This is a genomic window from Streptomyces sp. NPDC060198 (assembly GCF_042728415.1).
Taxonomy (GTDB): Bacteria; Actinomycetota; Actinomycetes; order Streptomycetales; family Streptomycetaceae; genus Streptomyces.
Map to the genome: position 1 here is coordinate 1 of NZ_JBHWZJ010000139.1, position 17,262 is coordinate 17,262.

At 72.0% G+C, this 17,262-nt stretch carries 13 protein-coding genes and 2 pseudogenes; 7 read left to right on the forward strand and 8 right to left on the reverse strand.

The features are described from left to right. From ACFWEP_RS18480 to ACFWEP_RS18505, 6 genes are all read right to left on the reverse strand, one after another. The coding region (locus tag ACFWEP_RS18480; RefSeq protein WP_387371362.1) for a DUF5682 family protein at positions 1-1,665 on the reverse strand (1,665 nt) is incomplete at its 3' end. A gap of 3 nt (positions 1,666-1,668) precedes the next feature. After that, positions 1,669-2,907: an AAA family ATPase gene (locus tag ACFWEP_RS18485; protein ID WP_387371363.1), complete on the reverse strand. Its 1,239-nt coding sequence runs from the start codon at positions 2,905-2,907 to the stop codon at positions 1,669-1,671. Next, positions 2,904-8,087, reverse strand: a complete 5,184-nt coding sequence (locus ACFWEP_RS18490; protein WP_387371364.1) for a hypothetical protein — start codon at positions 8,085-8,087, stop codon at positions 2,904-2,906. The genes ACFWEP_RS18485 and ACFWEP_RS18490 overlap by 4 nt, the downstream gene beginning before the upstream one ends. Next, the gene (locus ACFWEP_RS18495) at positions 8,084-8,944 is read right to left on the reverse strand and encodes a DUF4132 domain-containing protein (protein WP_387371365.1); all 861 of its coding nucleotides are present in this window, start codon (positions 8,942-8,944) and stop codon (positions 8,084-8,086) included. Before ACFWEP_RS18495 ends, ACFWEP_RS18490 begins: the two co-directional genes overlap by 4 nt. A 636-nt stretch (positions 8,945-9,580) precedes the next feature. Next, a complete protein-coding gene (locus tag ACFWEP_RS18500) occupies positions 9,581-9,961 on the reverse strand; it encodes a hypothetical protein (protein ID WP_387371366.1) in 381 nt (126 codons plus the stop codon). Between the two features lie 119 nt (positions 9,962-10,080). Then, positions 10,081-10,539 (reverse strand): ATP-binding protein, encoded by a 459-nt coding sequence (locus ACFWEP_RS18505; protein WP_387371367.1) that lies wholly within the window; start codon positions 10,537-10,539, stop codon positions 10,081-10,083. A gap of 315 nt (positions 10,540-10,854) precedes the next feature. On the opposite strand from ACFWEP_RS18505, the gene ACFWEP_RS18510 reads away from it, so the two are divergent. The 6 genes and pseudogenes from ACFWEP_RS18510 to ACFWEP_RS18535 all read left to right on the forward strand — a co-directional run bounded on the left by ACFWEP_RS18510 (position 10,855) and on the right by ACFWEP_RS18535 (position 14,904). After that, positions 10,855-11,721: a helix-turn-helix domain-containing protein gene (locus tag ACFWEP_RS18510; RefSeq protein WP_387371368.1), complete on the forward strand. Its 867-nt coding sequence runs from the start codon at positions 10,855-10,857 to the stop codon at positions 11,719-11,721. Beyond that, a complete protein-coding gene (locus ACFWEP_RS18515; protein WP_387371369.1) occupies positions 11,718-11,969 on the forward strand; it encodes a DUF397 domain-containing protein in 252 nt (83 codons plus the stop codon). The genes ACFWEP_RS18510 and ACFWEP_RS18515 overlap by 4 nt, the downstream gene beginning before the upstream one ends. A gap of 82 nt (positions 11,970-12,051) precedes the next feature. Next, entirely contained in the window at positions 12,052-12,870 is an 819-nt protein-coding gene (locus tag ACFWEP_RS18520) for an SAM-dependent methyltransferase (protein ID WP_387371370.1), read from the forward strand. A gap of 477 nt (positions 12,871-13,347) precedes the next feature. Continuing rightward, positions 13,348-13,923, forward strand: coding sequence for a GNAT family N-acetyltransferase (locus tag ACFWEP_RS18525; RefSeq protein ID WP_387371371.1), 576 nt, complete (start codon positions 13,348-13,350; stop codon positions 13,921-13,923). A gap of 90 nt (positions 13,924-14,013) precedes the next feature. Next, a pseudogene (locus ACFWEP_RS18530) lies at positions 14,014-14,234 on the forward strand (IS1182 family transposase); the annotation flags it as partial. Between the two features lie 142 nt (positions 14,235-14,376). Then, positions 14,377-14,904, forward strand: a complete 528-nt coding sequence (locus tag ACFWEP_RS18535; RefSeq protein ID WP_387371374.1) for a transposase — start codon at positions 14,377-14,379, stop codon at positions 14,902-14,904. Between the two features lie 45 nt (positions 14,905-14,949). On the opposite strand, the pseudogene ACFWEP_RS18540 reads toward ACFWEP_RS18535, so the two are convergent. After that, positions 14,950-15,108 (reverse strand): annotated as a pseudogene (locus tag ACFWEP_RS18540) (histone-like nucleoid-structuring protein Lsr2); the annotation flags it as partial. Positions 15,109-16,029: 921 nt separating this feature from the next. On the opposite strand from ACFWEP_RS18540, the gene ACFWEP_RS18545 reads away from it, so the two are divergent. Next, a complete protein-coding gene (locus ACFWEP_RS18545; RefSeq protein ID WP_387371372.1) occupies positions 16,030-16,545 on the forward strand; it encodes a GNAT family N-acetyltransferase in 516 nt (171 codons plus the stop codon). A 220-nt stretch (positions 16,546-16,765) separates the two neighbouring features. Here the strand turns inward: ACFWEP_RS18545 and ACFWEP_RS18550 are convergent. After that, the coding region (locus ACFWEP_RS18550; protein ID WP_387371373.1) for a DUF305 domain-containing protein at positions 16,766-17,262 on the reverse strand (497 nt) is incomplete at its 5' end.

The following is a 17,262-nucleotide window of genomic DNA, read 5'->3' on the forward strand; positions in this document are numbered from 1 at the left end:
GGTCCCGGCCGCGGTGAGCATCGCGGCCGTCGCCGGGGTCCACCGCACCTGCCAACGCGTCGTGAGCCCTTCCGTGCCGGCCCCGCCGCTCACCTCCTGCTCCTGCGCGTAAGGGATGCCACACACCGTCAGCCGGCGCAGCAGCAGTTCGCGGCGCCGGTCCAGGGGGGAGCGCGCCGGGTCGAGCCGGAGGTCGCGCGGTGTCTTCTCGTGCGCGTCCTGTGGGCCGGGGAGGGAGAGTGCCTCGGTCTCGGCCTCGACCGCGGGGCCCAGTCCACCGCGCGGAGCTGCGGGCGCGGGCCGGCCGGTGCGGGTTCCGACGAGTACGCGTTCGAGGGCCCGGGCGACGGCGCGGCCCGTGCCGTAGGTCTCGCCGCGCCCCAGCACCGTCTGTACGGCTTCCAGGAGTTCACCGCGGCCGGGGGCGGGCAGACCGCGCAGGCGGGCCAGGTCTCCGGCCACCCGGACGACTTCCCGGCCGTCGGCCGGGCCGTAGGGGTGGCCCTGGTCGCGCAGGGCGGCGCAGACCCGGACCGCGGTGCGGATCAGGGCCTCGTGCAGCGCGGCCGGGTCCCCTGCGGCGTCCAGGACGGTGTGCTGCCACTCCGGGTCCCGGATACCGGCCGGGTAGCCGGACCGTGAGTCGAGCAGCGGGTACGTGTACGGGACCAGGGAGACCGTGCACCCCGCCGTCCCGGCAGCGCCGTTCACGCGGCCGTCGGCGCCCGGCTCGGTCGGGAGGCCGGACGCGTCCGGCCTGTCCGGAACAGGACCACCCGCGGCCTCCACGGCCCCGGCTCCCGCGGCCCCGGAGGTGGACGACAGCAGCGCCGGGGTGTGGAAGGCTCCGACCACCACGGCGGGCCGCCGTCCGTTCGCCAGGGCCTCGGCGAGGTGTCCGCGCATGTACTCCTCGCGCGCCAGGTCCGTACCGTGCACCCCGCCCCGTGCCTCGGCCTCGTGGCGCAGTGCCCAGCCGGTGAGCAGGGCGGCACGGCGGAGTGCCTCGGGTGTCGATCCGGGCGCGAGTGCCTCCACCAGCCGGTCCCACAGGTCGTCGCCGTCCCGGCCGGTGAGCCGGGACCGGAGCGCGGTGGACAGGCCGTACCCCTCCCCCGGCACGGGTGCGGAGTCGGCGCCCGGGACAGGGGTGGGGGTGGGGGTGGCCTGGTCGCCCCGCGCCCATGCACGGTCGGCCAGCGGGAGGTCGCAGGCCACGGCCGGGACACCGTTTCTCGCCGCCCAGCGCAGAGCGACGAGTTCGGGCGAGAAGTCGGCGAACGGGTAGAAAGCGGGCCCCCCGGCACCCGCCGAGCCGGGCCCGGTCCCCTCGGCGAGCACCGCGGCCAGCGCCACCGGGGCCTCGGTCTCCTCGTGCGCGAGCCAGCCGAGCCAGGGCTGGAACTCGGCGGGCAGTTCGACGAGGAGGACGCCCGGGGCAGCCGCGTCCAGCAGTGCGGGGAGGGCGGCCGCCAGCGAGGGCGCGTGGTGGCGCACCCCGATCAGGAACGGCAACCCGGGTCCGGTCGCCGCGAGGGCCGCCGCCGCGGCTTCCGGGACGGCGGACCCGGCGGCCCGGCCCCGCGCCGGAGAAACGACCGGCGCACCGGCCGTGGACGGCCCCTCGGCGGTGGACCGGGTCCGGGGGGTGATCGACTCGCTCATCCGTCAGTTCTCCAGCACCGCGCGCAGGTCCCACAGGGCACGCCAGGTGGCCGAACCCTGTTCCGCACGCCTGCGCACCGGCCCGTCCCAGTACCCCAGCAGCCGCGCCGCGTCGGCGGGGTCGTCCTTTCGGACGACGCCGAGCAGATGGCCTGGCAGGAGGGAAAGCACGTCCCGGTCGCCGGGGAAGTAGGCGGCGGCCAGGCCCAGGGAGCCCGCGACGGAGACGGCCTCCGCCGTGCTCATCACCGTGGAGGGGCGCTCGACCTCCCAGCCCTCCGCCGAGTGGCCCTCACGCAGGTCCCGGAAGGCTGTGACGAGGGCTTCGAGCACCGCGTCGTCCACCTGGTAGGCGGCGCCCACCCGTTCGACGGCTGCCCGGGACTGGCGCCGGACGAGCGCGGTCTCGGCGTCCACGTCCCCGATGGGGCCCACGGTCTCGAAGTTGAAGCGCCGCTTCAGCGCGGCGGACATCTCCGAGACGCCCTTGTCCCGCAGGTTGGCGGTGGCGATGAGGGTGAACCCGGGGGCCGCGTGCACCTGGGAGCCCTCGCCGCCCGCCAGTTCGGGGACCGCGATCCGCCGCTCGGAAAGCAACGACACGAGGGCGTCCTGGACCTCCGGCAGGCAGCGGGTGACCTCCTCGATACGGGCGACGGCCCCCCGGGTCATGGCCGTGAGTACCGGGGAGGGCACCAGAGCCCGCTCGGTGGGCCCCTGGGCGAGCAGCAGCGCGTAGTTCCAGCCGTACCTGAGCTGGTCCTCGGTGGTGCCGGCGGTGCCCTGCACGGTGAGGGCGCTGGTTCCGCAGACGGCCGCCGACAGCAGTTCGGAGAGCATCGACTTGGCGGTGCCGGGTTCTCCCACGAGGAGGAGTCCGCGCTCTCCGGCGAGGGTGACCACGCACCGTTCGACCAGTGCACGCTCGCCGACGAACTTCTGTTCGATCGTCAGGCGGAGCGGCACCCCGGCTCCGGGCCGGGCGCCCTTCGGCAGGCTCAGTGCCTCACCCGCGCTGCCCATCACGAAGGTGACGACGGCGCGGGGGGTGAGCAGCCAGCCGGTTGGGCGGGGGCCCGAGTCGTGGGCGGCGAGGAAGGCCAGCTCGGTGGCGTACCGGTCCTCGGGCGGCGTGGTCTGCCGGTGCTCCCGGCCGGGCGGCGCCGGCTGATCCGGGACGCCGGCCGTGGGGGTACCGCCCGTGGCGGTGCTGTCCGTGGTGGTCGTGGTGTCGTTCGTCATCGGCGGCGGCCCTTCCGGGTTGCGCGAGTGTCCAGTTCTTCGAAGGCGGGGGCGTCCCCGCCGCGGACCCGTGCCCAAGCGGCCGCGAACAGCGCGGGCACGGGGAGGTGGGGCAGGGTCCGGGCGTACCCGGCGACCGGGTACAGCTTTTCCTTCCAGGTCTCCAGCGGCAGTCCGGGGGCGCCGCGTTCCAGCCAGCCACAGGGGAGGAACAGCGTGCGCCCGGCGCGGGAGCGCTTCGCCTCCACGACGAGGTCGGTGGCGGTGAGTTCCGCACGGGCCTTCTTGACCCGTGCCGACTTCCACCCGGTCCACCGGACACAGTTGCGGTCCGTGGGGTCGGGCAGGGCGAGCAGCATCAGATAGAGGGCTGCGGCGTCCTCGCTCAGGCCGAGGGCGTCGACGGCCTCCGCCAGAAGGTCGGGCACCGCGCGTGTCGGGTCCTGGGCCGGGTGGAGCGGGGAGCCGTCGGGGGCACCCGACGAGGCCAGCGCGGACGTCTCTTCGTCCAGCAACGCGCGCAGGGCGAGCAGATCGCCGGTGCCGTGGGGGGCGACGATGCCCTCGACCAGGCCGAACGCCGGATCGTCGGGGCCCGCCAGGCCGGCCGGGCGGATCAGCAGCCGCTCGCTGGTGCCGTGGCCGGGGGCGAGAAGCATGGCCGTACCGACCCGGACCAGTCCGTCGGTGCCGGCGCCGCCGGACTCGGGAAGCCCGTGGGCGGCGCGGACCGCGGGGGCGATCGAGTTCCCCGCCTCGGTCCATTGCAGACCGAGGTCCAGAACCAGGCCAGGGTCGGCGAGGCGGTCTCGCAGCGCCGCGAGCCCGACGGGCAGGTGCGCCCGCACGGGATGCCCGTACGGCAACGTGTAGGCGAGGGTGCGCAGGGCGGTGAGTGCCGAAACGAGGGCACCGCGTGCGTTCACCTGGCGCAGGACCGGGCGACCGGTGCCGTCCGGTACATCGGTGCCGTGGGCGAGCCAGGTCCGGGAGCCGGTGTTGAGGATCAGGTCGACGGCGTCCGCGGTGGTACCCGACAGGTCGAGGTCCAGTTCCTCGGGGACGCGGACGAGGGAGGCCAGTCTCTCCCGCCAGACCTCGGTGGCGGCCCCGACGTCGGGGCCGGTGGACCAGAGTTCGGCCGGGTCCACGGGGAGCAGAGCCCGGAGCAGGGCGTGCAGGTCGGCCGGGGGCAGTGCGTCCAGACCGGCCTGGGCGGCCTCGAAGGCACGCGTCTTCACCCCGAGCAGCGCCAGCGCCTCGGTGCCGGGGTCCTGGACGGCACCGGAAAGCAGCGCGGCGGACTGGAGGGGGCCGATACCGGTGGCCGTGTGGAACGCCTCGGCGGCCTCAGGACGCCAGGGCGCCGGGCCCTGCTCCCGTACCCGGGTGGTGAGCCGGGTGAGCCGGTCGCGGGCGATGCCGTTCCGGTACACGTGCTCGCGGTCCAGGGTGAAGCCGGGGACGGGGCCGAAGGCGCCGGTCGGATCGTGGTCCAGGGCGAGCCAGCGTACGGCGTCGTTCCGGGAGTTCTGGCCGCGGCTGTCGAGGACCACGACGGTACGGGCGCCTCTGCGCAGCACCTGGCCGAGGCGGCCCACCGGCTCGTGGCGTCCCGTCCCGGGAATCCCTGCGCCGTACGGTTCGACGAGCACCACCTGCCGGACCGTGCCCGCCGGGTCGGCCAACGGGCCTGCGGCCAGGGCTTCCAGCAGCACGAGGAGCCCGGTGCGGTGTTCGGGGGAAGTGGTCGCCGAGGCGGCACGGTAGGCCAGTTCGGGCAGCATGCCGAGGACGGAGGTCCAGCTCAGGGAGTCGCCGGGCACGGTGCACTCGTCCCGTTGCCAGCCGTCCACGGACGTGAACGGGACCTTGGACGGTGCGGGCGGGCCGAACGCCGGCCGGCCGCCGAAGACATGGTTGACGGCGAGGATCTGCCGGATCACGGTCCACCGGCGCCCGCCTCCCCACCAGCCGCCGCGCATCCGCTCGGAGCCCCAGGCGGACGCGTTCTGCAGGGTCGTGTCGTCGCCGTGCTCGGGCTCGTGGTCGAAGAACATGCCTCGGGTGCGGGCGAGGTCCTGGGGAGCGACGGGCTCCACCGGCTTGGGCGGTTCCAGGTACCGGGCGGCTTCGGCAGCCCGGTCCACCGTGGTCCGGACGAGTCCGGTGATGCCCGCGAGGAGCCGTGGATCGGTCACCTCGGGCAGCACCCGGGCGACGGCCGCCTCGCACAGCTCGCGCGACGAAGGCCCCGTGTACTCCTCGACGGCCCGGAACGCCTGGAGGTGCTGGACGACCGCGACGGCGACCTCCTCGAACACCTCCCCCGCACGGGAATCGGTCAGGTTCCGCAGAACGGCGGAGCCCCGCTCGTCCCTGGGGCGCAGGGCGTGCCAGTAGGCGACGGGGGGCACGTAGGGGGTGCCCGCCACGTCGTTCCCGCCGGAGGAACCGGGGATGGCGGACCACAGGCCGCCACCGATGCCGTCCGTGTCCGCCGGGTGCGCTTCGACGGAGCGGTGGTGCAGGACCGCGACAGGCCGTGATCCACCGGGCAGGGTGAGGGCTCCGAGCGGCACCGGGGAGCCTCCCCCGGGAAGCGGGTACGGCAGGGTCACCGTGTGTCCGTCGGGGGTGCCTGCGACGATCCGGTGCCCGCCGGCGGGGGCTGCCGTGCCGGGTTCGTCGACCGTGCGGCGGACCCAGCGGCCGAGGACCGTGCCGTCCGTGCCGAAGGGCGTGGCTTCCAGACCGGGCTGGATGGGCAACACCTGGCAGTGCTCGGTGAGCAGCCGGGTGCCGTCCCGCACCCCCGAGCGGAGGAAGGCGGGGAGGGACGCGCGGCCGTGCGTACCGGCGGCCGGGTCGTATTCCAGCCACACCTGCTGCGAACCCTGGTGGCCCTCGCGCCAGTGGCCGGTGCCGTCGGAGATGACGGCACGCTGGGGCGGGAGGGAGGTGTCGCCGGCGTGCAGGGCCTGCCCGCCGGTGGCCCGGCCTCCGCCGGGCAGGGGCAGGCATACGTCGTCCGAGGCACCGGAGCCGCCCCAGCGGGGGATCTGCTCGCCGCCGACGGTGAACACCTCGGCGGGGCGGTGCGACCAGTAGCCGCGCTGCGTGCCGTCCTCCCACCAGATGACCAGCAACTCGCCGTCGACGTAACGGAAGGCGAACGTCCGCCAGTGGTCGACGGCGGCGGGCAGCCGCAGGGTGTGCCGCAGAAGAACACCCTGCGGGCCGACGACGACGGCCCGTTCGAGGGTGCTCAGGATCAGCGCGGGCCAGGCTCCGGTGACACCGACGTTCTCCGACCGGTGATGTTGCTGCCGTGTGGCGGAGGCGACCTCGGCGGCAAGTTCGGCGTACGTCTCGTCGAGCGCGGGCCAGCCCAACTCGTCGAGGACACCGGTACGCAGAGTGGAAGCGAGCAGGGGGACGACGTCGTGGCCCTCCAGGAGCCGCACGGCCTCCGGTGCGACGTCCGCGATCACCGTGCGGAATGCCGAGAGCCGGCTGTGCGCGGTGCGCAGCCCGGGGAGCCCACGGGCCGCGCAGTACTCCTCGGCGCACGCTGTCAGCCACTCCCGGAGGATCACGGAGAGCACGGGGTGTGCTGCCAGCTTCGCCATGCCGGCGTCGCCCAGCCGCTGGTTGCGTTCGTTGCCGAGGCCGCCGATGTTCCGGCGCAGGAGGGCGCGGAAGACCGGCCGTTCGGCGACCGCGGCGAGATCCCGCGCACCGGGCGCGGTGTCGGTGAGCCACTGGCCGAGCGGGACACCGGCAGACTGTCCGGTGCCCTGATCGTCCGGCTCGACGACGCGGACGCCCGAGGCCAGGCAGAGGTCGAGAAGGTCCAGGTCCGCGTTGCGCTGCCAGCGGCCCTGGAACAACTCGACGGGACACCCGTCGGCGCGCAGCCGGTCCGCCATCCGGGCGGCCAGGCCGAGGGTCTGCGGGCTGCGGGCCGCGGTCGCGCGGTTGCGCCGGCGGTGCGCCTCCCAGCGGGCGAGCCAGCCGGCCGGGGAGACGGACGGGGCGGAGTCGGATGCAGTGTCGCCGGAGGTGTCCGGGAGGGCGGTGAGCAGGTACTCCGCACCGGAATCGGCAAGCAGCACGAGCCAGTCGGCTTCGCCGTCCGTGTCCTTGCGGCTCTCGCTGAAGGTCTCCGGGAAGAAGCCGAGGAGCCGTACCCGCACGGCCTCGTCCTGACGGGCGAGGGCGACGAGCGCGGAACGGTAGGTCGCCCAGAACGAGACGGGGGCGCGGACGACACCCGGGGACCCGATCAGATCGGCCATCAGCTCGCGTTCGGCGGCCTCGCGGTCCAGACCGGCGGCCTTGACCAGCGCGCGCACGTCCTGCGGCAGCGCCGCGTACGGCGGCATGCCGGCCGCGCAGCGCTCGACCAGCAGGCGGCGGAACTGCGCCCAGGCGTCCGCCGGTGCGAGCCGGGCCACCAGGTCCCGCACGTACTGCCGCAACGCCTTGACGGTCAGCGCGCCGGCGAAGGCGAACTCCAGGAAGACGGCCCGCTGCCGCTCCTCGTCCACGACCAGTCCGTGCACCCGCTCGGCCTCGCGGGCCTTGCCGAAGAAGGAGGCGGCGTAGGTGGTGTTCTCGGCCTGGAGGAAAAGGCGTGCGACCTGCTCGTAGAAGGTGGGGAGGAAGTGGGGCACGGCACGGCCGAGCCGGGTGCCGAGTGCGTCGAAGCCTTCCTTGGCCGCTCCGGCGCGGGTCCTGGCCTGCCGGCCCAGCCGCTCGATGTCCTTGACCAGGGCCAGGGCGTGGTGTCCGTTGGCCGGGTCGTTCACCAGCGCCCATGCCGGGAAGCCCAGAGTCTCGCGGCGTACCTGTCCCACGACGGGCGCCTCGGAGACCCGGGCCAGCCCGAGGAACTCCAGCGCCAGGTCCTCGGCTTCACCGAGAGTGCCGGGGACGAGCCGGACCACGGACCGGTCGTCGAGGGCGGTGTGGGTGTAGGTGCGGGCGGTCAGCGCGTCGGCGTCGTCACGGTCGGTGGTACCCGCCGGGAGGATCGCGCCGGCATCCAGCAGGGCCGCCGCGCGAGCCTCGGCGACGGTGGGGCGGGAGGTGTTCTCGCCGCGGTCCTGGGCGGGGAGAGACGCCTCGCCCTCTGCCCTCGGGTTCGTGTGGGTGTTCGTCGTCGTGATGCTCATGCCGCCCGCTCCTCGTCCGCCACGTCGCGTCCGGCGTAGAGCGCCGCCGCCATGCGCATGCCCTCGGACCACGCGACGGGGCCGACCTCGGCGGCCGTCAGCGCGCGCCCCGCGGGGTCGGTCCAGCCCAGGGGGCCGGTCTCGGTGCCGTACTCGTCGTATCCGTCGTTCTCGCCGATCCAGATGCGTGCCTCGACGGTGGCGCCCTCCTCGACGATCGGGCAGACCGCGTAGCCGCCGCGCGACCGGTACCCGAGTTGGGTGACGCGGCCGTGCAGGAAGCGCAGTTCCTTGAAGACGCCGCCGGCGTAGGTGTCCACCGCGGTCGTGTCCGGGGCGAGGCCGGGCGGGCGGCGCCACACCTCGCGGAACAGTTGGTCCACGTTCTGGCGCACCGCCAGTTCGACCGCGAATTCGCGCAGGTCGTCGAGGTCGTCCAGGAGTACGGGGTGCGGCACGCTGACGACGTCCGGGGTGATGCGGACCGTGTCGCCGTCCAGGTCGACGAGGCCGAGACCGCGGTCGGGGTCGACATCGCGCAGGAACCCCGCGATCCCGCCGTCGGCTCCGGTGACCACCACGTCCCGCAGAGCCGCCTGCCAAGCCGGGTCGGGCCAGACCCGGGCGAGCACGGCCGTGGGGACGGGCAGCGAACGCACCATCCACTGCTCGACGTCCCGCAGGCACTGGTGGTCGTGCCGCTCCAGCCACTCGGTCAGCTGCCGGAGCCCCACGACCGCCGGGTCGTCCTTCAACTTGGCCGGGACGGACTGCAGCCGTCGGCCCTTCCCGTTGCGGCAGACCACCTTGCCCGCCTCCAGGGCGACTTCGTAGTCGCCCGCCTGAACCCACCCCATGCGCTGTTCTCCCCGTTGTTCCGGACGGCCGCCGAACCGGCGGCACGCCGATGAAACCCGTCGACGGCGACGCACCGTGACCAGTTGCCAGAACTCTAGGCGCCCCCTCTGACAACGGCTTCGGCTGCCTCCCCTCCGTCGTACGGACCGCCCCGGGAAGGAGTTGCCCGGCCGCGCCCACCGTCCGCCGAGGATGGAACACCCGGCCGGCCCGGCCGGCGAACGTATGCAGCGTCAGGCGTGGCCGGCCGCCTCACCCTCGGGGCAGGAGCCCCGCTCATGGTGCGCCAGGTCCCGGTGGTGACGATGTGCGGCCATGCCGTGTGGGTGAGCCCGGTCCGTCGGCCGGACAGATCCTCACACCGTCACCGGGCTGGACACCACCGGGGTTCGACGTCCACCCGGGCGGCCCGCCGGACCCCCGGGGAGCGGACGAACGACCGGGCACTTGACCACCGTCCCGGGCACCCGCCGGCCGCACACGGTGGGGCACGACTCATGTCCCGGCGGCTCTGTCCCTGCGGCTCTGTCCCTGCGGCTCTGTCCCTGCGGCTCTTCAGACGCCCGCGATGCGAACCGAATCGAATGACGTCCATCGCCAGGAGATCCTCACCCAGGAGGGGACGCCGAAGACCCTCATCGAGCCTCGACGCCTCGCGCAGACAGAGGCGCCCAGGTGTATCGGACGCGCACGCCCTGGTCGCGGAGCCAGGCGGCCTCGCGGTGCCGGAGATCGCGCGCGGACTCCGGGGCGATGGCGCTGGGCCAGCGGACGAGTACCGCGGTGACGTGGCCGGTCCGTGCCAGCTGCCTCACACGCCGCCACCCCCGGCGCCGGGCCGGGTCGGGCTCACCGTAGGTGTCGGTGACGACCTCGGCGATCGTCAGTCCGCGTTCCCGGGCGAACGTCTGGCCTTCCTTCCGCGCACGCTGTGCGGCCTCCCCGGGTGCGCCGGGGTCCCTGTCGGCGCACACGTACAGCACGACAGGAGAGACGGCTTCGCCGTGGGGAGTCATGGGCGCCCTCCGTGGGTGGGCCGAGGAGCGGGGTTCCTCGTCGCGCGAAGGGGGCACAGCGGGCCGAGGGGTCGCTGCCGGGAAAGCGTCGCGTTCGGTGTCGTCCGATGCCCACGACATCAGAAGTGTGCCGTCAACTCTGCCCAGACGCACTTGCCTTCGACCCGCGTGGAGCGTGCGGAGCCCCAGCTGTCCGCGAGTTGCTGGACGAGGAGCAGCCCTCGCCCGCTCTCCTCGCCGGGGCCGGGGTGACGCTCGGGCGGGCGGACCGGAGCGCTGCCCTCGTCGTGGAGTTCGATGCGCAGGCGCCGCTCGTCACCGGTCAGCGTGAGGCCGCAGAGGACATGATCGCTGTTGGTGTGGAGTACGGCGTTCGTGGTCAGCTCGGAGACCAGCAGCACCGCGTCGCAGCACGTGTCGCCGGGCACCTCCCACGCGCGGAGCCGGTCGCGCACGGTGTCGCGGGCGGATCTCGCGCTGGTGCGCTGGGCAGGCAGGCCGAACCAGTACTCCTGGCGTGGCACCGTCCCGGCTAAGGCGGGGGTCGAGGCCGGTGCTGAGGACGTGGACAGAGTCACGTATGTCGCCTTCCAGCGCCCGCAAGGGGGACGGGCGCGGTGGGGGGATGCGGGCTACAACTCGAGCGGTGAGAGGCGTACGCCCAGACAAGCGTCCGGCGGCGGGTGCCGACGTCACCATCGACCACACGCATCCTCTCCGGGCCTGATCCTGCGCCCGCACCGTGACTTGACCGCTCACCCCACCACTATGCGCATGATCGTACTCACGCTGCAACCGACTCCCTGATAATTTCAGGCGCCCGGTATCACCCTGGCGTCCTCATCAAGTCAATGTCAGAATGGCATTATTGATGGACCCTCAGGAGGTTGGGCGTGGGCGAAGCCCGTTCCGGCACCAGCGCGCCGACAGTCCTGCGCATGATCCTCGGCCGCCGGTTGCAGGAAATGCGGATCAACGCCGGAGCCTCGCTGGAGGACGCGGCGAAGGCGCTGCGCGTGCAGACCTTGACGATCCGTCGGCTGGAGAAGGCCGAGGTCGCCCTGAAGCCTCTCTACGTGGAGAAGCTCCTGGAGACCTTCGGCGCGGGCCGTCAGGAGATCGACGAGTTCGTCGAGATGGCCGAGCAGGCCAACAGGCCCGGCTGGTGGCACTCCTATCGCGACGCCGTCCCCAGTTGGTTCACCGCGTACGTCAGCCTGGAGGCCGGTGCCAAGACCCTCCGCACGTACGAACCCCAGTACGTCACCGGACTTCTGCAGACCCCCGAATACGCGCATGCCGTGCTGCGCGGTGGGTTGCCGAACGGCACCGAGGAGGAGCTCGCGCGCCGCGTGGAGTTGAGGCTGCGCCGCCAGAGTCTGCTGGAGCGTGATGACGCCCCCACCTTGTGGGTGGTCATGGAGGAGGCCGTCCTGCACCGGACGGTGGGCAGCCCTCAGGTGATGCGAGAACAGCTGGAGCGACTCCTGGACCTGTCGGAGCTCGCGCACATCAGTATCGACATCGTGCCTTTCACCGCGGGTGCCCACATCGGAGCATGCGCCCCGTTCACGTATTTCCGTTTCGAGGAACCCGAGTTGCCCGACATCGTCTACAGCGAACTCCTGTCCGCCGCTGTCTACCTCGACCAGCGCGCGGACGTCGTGGCCCACCTCGAGGCGCATTCCCGTATGGCGCTCCAGACGTCGTCCGAGGACAGCAGGGCGCTCTTGAACCGCATGCGTAAGGAGCACTCATGACGATCGCCGACGAAAGCATCTACAACGGCATGCCGGCCCGCGACCTCGGGGAGCACGGCTGGGAACGCCCCTGGAGCGGCCCGAACGGCGGCCAGTGCGTCGAGGCGAAGCAGCTCACCGACGGCCGCGTGGCCGTCCGGCAGTCGACCGATCCGGCCGGGCCGGCCCTGATCTACACGCCGGAGGAGATCGCCGCGTTCGTCCGCGGGGTCAAGGAGGGGCTGGCCGATCACCTGGCCGCCGGGTGACCCGGCGGCGGGCAGGAGGGACGAGGACGCCGGTCCCGCAACGGGCCTGCGGGCCGACAGACACACGCACCAAGGGGAGAACATGACCACCAGTCAGGCCCGCCGGGATCTCGACACGAGCAGGCCGCATTCGGCCCGGATGTACGACTACTTCCTCGGCGGCAAGGACCACTTCGAGATCGACAAGGAGGCGGCCCTGGTCGCGGCCGAGGCCCACCCCGGTCTCTACCTGACCGCCCGCGAGAACCGGGCGTTCATGCAGCGGGCCACCCGCGTACTGGCGGAGGAGCACGGCATCCGCCAGTGGCTCGACATCGGCACGGGCATCCCGACCGAGCCCAACCTGCACCAGATCGCCCAGTCGGTGGTGCCGGAAGCCCGCGTCGTGTACGCCGACAACGACCCCCTCGTCCTGAAGTACGCCGAACGCCTCATGCGCAGCACGACGCAGGGACGGACGGCTTACATCGAGGCCGACGCCACCGACGCCGATGCGCTGATGAGCGCCGTGGAGGACTCGGGGGTCCTGGACTTCAGCCGGCCCATCGCCCTCTCCCTCAACGCGCTCATGCACTTCATCACCGAGCCGCACGACCCGTACAGCATCGTCCGCCGACTGCTCGAACCGCTCCCGGCGGGCAGCGCCCTCGCCATGAACCACTGCACGCCCGACTTCGACCCCGGCACCTGGAACCAGGTCGCGGAGGCCTACACCAACTCCGGAACTCCGGTGAAGTTCCGTTCGCACAGCGACGTCGGCCGCTTCTTCGACGGGCTCGACCTGATCGAGCCCGGCATCGTCTGCTGTCATCGCTGGCGTGCCGCCGAACGCGCCGCGGACGCGCCGGAGATCGCGGATGCCGAGATCAGCCTGCTGGCAGGCGTGGGCATCAAACGCTAAGGGCTGTCCCGCGATTCGTGGTGGATCGGCGCACGGCGTCAAATGCGGTGCACGGCGTCGGATGCGGTGCACGGCGTCGGATGCGGTGCACGGCGTCGGATGTGGTGCACCGCAAGGCGGAGGAGCGTTCGCAGACCGAATGCATGCGGATGTTCCGGCAACGCGGCGAGGTGCGTAGCTGTCGTCGCGCACCCGCCAGGAGTCGCGGGACACGCAGCGTGTTGCGGAAGTGGTGCCGTCCGCCCGTGGGGCGGGTCCGGCGGCGTCCGGTGCGTGCGATCGCACGGCGCAGGGGTGCCCCGATACTGGATGTATCGGGGTGATCCCGACAACGCGGCGAGCGTGCGTGCCGGGCGCCGCCGGACAGGCGGGACTTTCGCAACACGCTTGAGGAGCGTGGGTCAGTACCGGGGTTCGGTCACGACTGGCGCTGGGCGGAGGGGCTCCAGTGGACCTGGGCCGGTTAAGGTGCCGGTCATGAGTACGGCCATGGCCGGCAGCGGGACCGGTGAGCCCGTCGTCGTCGACCCGACGGAGCTGACGTCCGATCCGGACCTCTGGGCCCGGTTTGCAGAGTCCGCCCAACAGATCCTGGCAGACCTGGTCCGTAGAGGTGCCGCACTTGGTTGGGTCGAACCCCCTTCGCCTGATGAGGTGGCGGAGCTCCTCGACCACGTCGTCGCTGCGGCGCACGCCGGCGACGCGGTCCTACGTGCCGCCTACGTCGACAGTCGGCTGGTCGGGCTGGGGTATTGGCTGCGCTACGCGCGACCGACCCATCGTCCGCACGCCGATCTGGAGAAGGTCGCGGTGGATGCTGCTGCCCGTGGTCGCGGCGTCGGTCGTGCACTGACCGCCGCCTTGATCGCTGAAGCCAGGCGGGCGGGAATCGAGGTCCTGACCCTGGACGCTCGTGGCGACAACAGCAATGCCCTGCACCTCTACCAATCGCTGGGCTTCAGCGAATACGGCCGTCTGCCCGACTTCGTCGCCGTCGGCGCACGCCGCTACGACAAGGTCTTCTACATGCTGGACTTCCGCCAAGAGGGGTGACCCCACGCATGACGGCGGTGAATGGAGGCGAACCGCTCGCACTTCGTGGTCACTCGTGCGGGACGACAGCGGTATGCGTGGTGGGACGGGCTGTTCGAGGTCGAGCCGGTCGAGAAGAAGCCGCAGGGCTGTCCGGCGGCGGCGGACAAGCGTGCAGGGCGTTCGACCCGCACCGGGCCCTGCTGTTGCTCCCGCCGCTGTGCGACTGGCTGCCCCAGGATCACTTGGCGCGGCTCGTCGCCGACTTGGTCGATGAGGTCTTGGACCTGGCCCCTGTCCGCGCCGACTGCACCGAGAGGCGCGGCTACCCGCGCCGCCGCGAAGGTGCGTCCCAAGCCCAAGGCCCAAGATCGTTACTGACCCACGCTCCTAGTCGGAAGTCTCTGGCGGACGCGAAGGGTGCGATCACGTGGGACCTGAGCGTCGACTCCACCGTCTGCCGCGCCCATCGGCATGCGGCCGGGGCCCGCAAGCAGGGGGCTGCAGAAGGAATCACCGGGCGGTGTCTTCACCGAGCCCGGAGATCACGGACTGGGACGCTCGCGCGGCGGGTTCACCACCAAGCTCCACCTGGCCGTCGAACAGAGCCAGAAGCCCATGTCGATCGTGGTGACGGCCGGGCAGCACGGGGACTCGCCGCGGTTCGAACCCGTACTGAAGAAGGTCCGCGTGCCCCGCATCGGTCCGGGCCGGCCACGCGTTCGTCCTGATCGTGTGCGGGCTGACAAGGCCTACGCCTCGCGCAAGAACCGCGCCTACCTGCGACGACGTGGGATTCGCTGCACCATCCCGGACAAGACGGACCAGGCCCGCCATCGGAAGGAGCGCGTTCCCGCGGTGGCCGTCCGCCGAAGTTCGACTGGGAGGACTACAAAGCCAGGCACGCGGTCGAGTGCGGCATCAGCCGCCTCAAGAGGCACCGGGCCGTTGCCACCAGGTACGACAAGCTCGCAGTCCGCTACGAGGCGACAGTCCTCATAGCCGCGATCAACGACTGGCTGTGACCGGCACCGCCGGACCCGGGGCTCACCGTGATGCTTCGTATGCCTCTCGGATGGCTGCGGGGATGCGTCCGCGGTCATTTACGAGGTAGCCATTCGCTCGCGCCCAGAGACGTATGGGTTCATCCTCCGGACGCGCTCTACGCGTCCTGCCAGGCCCGCTCCAGTCACCGGACGAGGCTCCTGAAAGCTGGTCAGCTACATCCTGGAGGAATGCGAACAGCGAGGCGTACTCACTGTCTTCAGGGGATACCCCCTCGCTCCAGGACCCCACCGTTCCGGTGCTTGTGTTCACGAACTTCCCAGAAAAACCGTCGCGCTCCGAAACGATTGGCACCCATTCCCTACGCCAGGACGGGCGATCAGGGTCTCCAGACGGTGCCATTTCCTCCATGCCCATCCTGTGGAGGTAGACACGCTCGATGTCCGTGAGGCCCAGAAGGAGTCCGCCGCTGGGGATGACGCCTGGGCATCCCAGCGCAACCAGACTCGATCCGGCGTCGGGTTGTTGACTTGCATCGATGTCGTTTGCCAGCAGCCACTGCCGCAGCTGCTGCGGCAGCCTTACGCCCATGCGCAGTTCGGCTTCGCAGATGGCTGCCTGACTCCCCGGACCGCCGAGATCAGCGAAAACATCAGGGGCATTCTGTACAAGCCATGTGGTCACCCGGTCCCACGCTTGCCGTGCGTCTCCTGCCCTCTGATGATCCATAGGCAGACCGTACTCAATGGCACTGACATCGCATGGTTTCCACCTGGCTGCTGTAGGCCAACCGCGATGCCCAGCCTCCGGCCACTTCCGACCCACGCTCCTAGTCGGAATGGTCCGGCTCCAAGGGGCGGCAGGGCCGGACCATTCCGACTTGCGCGAGCCGACACAGCCCGTCCCTTCGCCGATCGCCCGCGCCCAGCCGACGTTCCGCGCACACGGCGTGGGGTACGGCCCAGCGTCAGGACGGACCGACGGCCCGTCACCTCGAAGAGACGGAGTGGCCGGCCGTCGAGTGATCACGTCCCCTTGGACAGCCAGGCGGACGGCCGGTCGGGAGCCGGGAGTACCGGTACATACTTTGCGGCGCCGCGATCCGGAACTCAGACTGTGCCGGTGCTGATCCGACGCGAAACACCTGATGACATCCTCGCCGTGACCACTGTCACCGCGTTGGCCTTCGCCCAGCCGGAGACTCCGGTTCCGGTGGAGGTAACCCTCCTCGACCAGCTGCGCGCCTGCGACGGCTGGCTACCGGAACTGTCGCTCGTGGCCATCAGCGACGGGGACGAGGTCGTCGGCCACGTGGTCTGCACTCGTGGCCGTGTCGGCACCGCCCGCGCCCTGGGACTGGGCCCGCTCAGCGTGCACCCCGACCACCAGCGCCGCGGTGTCGGCCTTGCCCTTGTCCACGCCGTGCTCGGCGCGGCGGATGCCCTGGACGAGCCTCTCGTCGCTCTCCTCGGCAGCCCCGCGTACTACGGCCGCTTCGGTTTCCGCACCGGCACGGACCACGGCATCACCGCGCCGGACCCCTCCTGGGGCGAGTACTTCCAGGTCCGCACCCTGACCGCCCATACCCCCGCGCTGCGGGGCGTTTTCACGTACGCGGAGCCGTTCGATCGGGTCTGAGAGGAGTGCGGAGACGGCAGAGCCATACCTGCCGACGTCGTCGGTGTGCGGTTTCCGTCCACCTCGACGGTGTCTCTGCGTCCGTCGAGCACGGTCGACGCAGCCACACCGTGCTGGTCCGCACCCTGCCGGCTCCGCCGCCTGCCACACCGTCCCCTGCCCGCCAGGACACCTTCTCCCAGCGGGCAGGGGACGAAGACGGCCGGGCCGGCCCGAGCCGTCACAGATCTGCCTGCGCCCCGCGCGGCCCGCCCAGCCGGGAGGTTCCATCGGCCGCGCTCTTCGCGATGGCTGCGGCCAAGTCCTTGGCCCGGTCTGCCCGGCCTCGGGCTCGCTCGCCGGCACAGAGCACCCCGGACTGCGTGAAGTGGGCGCGCAGCGCGTCGGTGAGAATCCGGTCGAACGCCCGGCCGTTCGCGTCGGCCGCCTTCTGGAGGGTGTCGAGGCTGACCATGCCCGGCATGTCGTGACCCTCGTGGGGATGGGTGTCGGGGACACCTGAGAGCCGCAGCACCGCGCGCAGGCGGCGCAGGTCCGCACGGAGTGTCGATCCGGTGTCCGCGGCCAAGGCGGCAAGGGCCGGGTCCGCCGTGCGGGAGGGAGCCAGATCGGTCAGGAGCCGCGCACGCTCGGCCATGGGGATCATCAAGAGGATCCACGCGCTGTCGGTGGCGTTGAAGGCCGCCGGCGACGCTCCGGCTGTCGGCTGCGCGGTGC

What these genes read in the sequence shown, in the direction of transcription:
- ACFWEP_RS18490 (WP_387371364.1), bottom strand. Translation starts at nt 8,087, where the DNA reads ATGAGCATCACGACGACGAACACCCACACGAACCCGAGGGCAGAGGGC.
- ACFWEP_RS18525 (WP_387371371.1), top strand. Translation starts at nt 13,348, where the DNA reads ATGAGTACGGCCATGGCCGGCAGCGGGACCGGTGAGCCCGTCGTCGTC.
- ACFWEP_RS18515 (WP_387371369.1), top strand. Translation starts at nt 11,718, where the DNA reads ATGACGATCGCCGACGAAAGCATCTACAACGGCATGCCGGCCCGCGAC.
- ACFWEP_RS18500 (WP_387371366.1), bottom strand. Translation starts at nt 9,961, where the DNA reads ATGACTCCCCACGGCGAAGCCGTCTCTCCTGTCGTGCTGTACGTGTGC.
- ACFWEP_RS18535 (WP_387371374.1), top strand. Translation starts at nt 14,377, where the DNA reads ATGCGGCCGGGGCCCGCAAGCAGGGGGCTGCAGAAGGAATCACCGGGC.
- ACFWEP_RS18495 (WP_387371365.1), bottom strand. Translation starts at nt 8,944, where the DNA reads ATGGGGTGGGTTCAGGCGGGCGACTACGAAGTCGCCCTGGAGGCGGGC.
- ACFWEP_RS18520 (WP_387371370.1), top strand. Translation starts at nt 12,052, where the DNA reads ATGACCACCAGTCAGGCCCGCCGGGATCTCGACACGAGCAGGCCGCAT.
- ACFWEP_RS18485 (WP_387371363.1), bottom strand. Translation starts at nt 2,907, where the DNA reads ATGACGAACGACACCACGACCACCACGGACAGCACCGCCACGGGCGGT.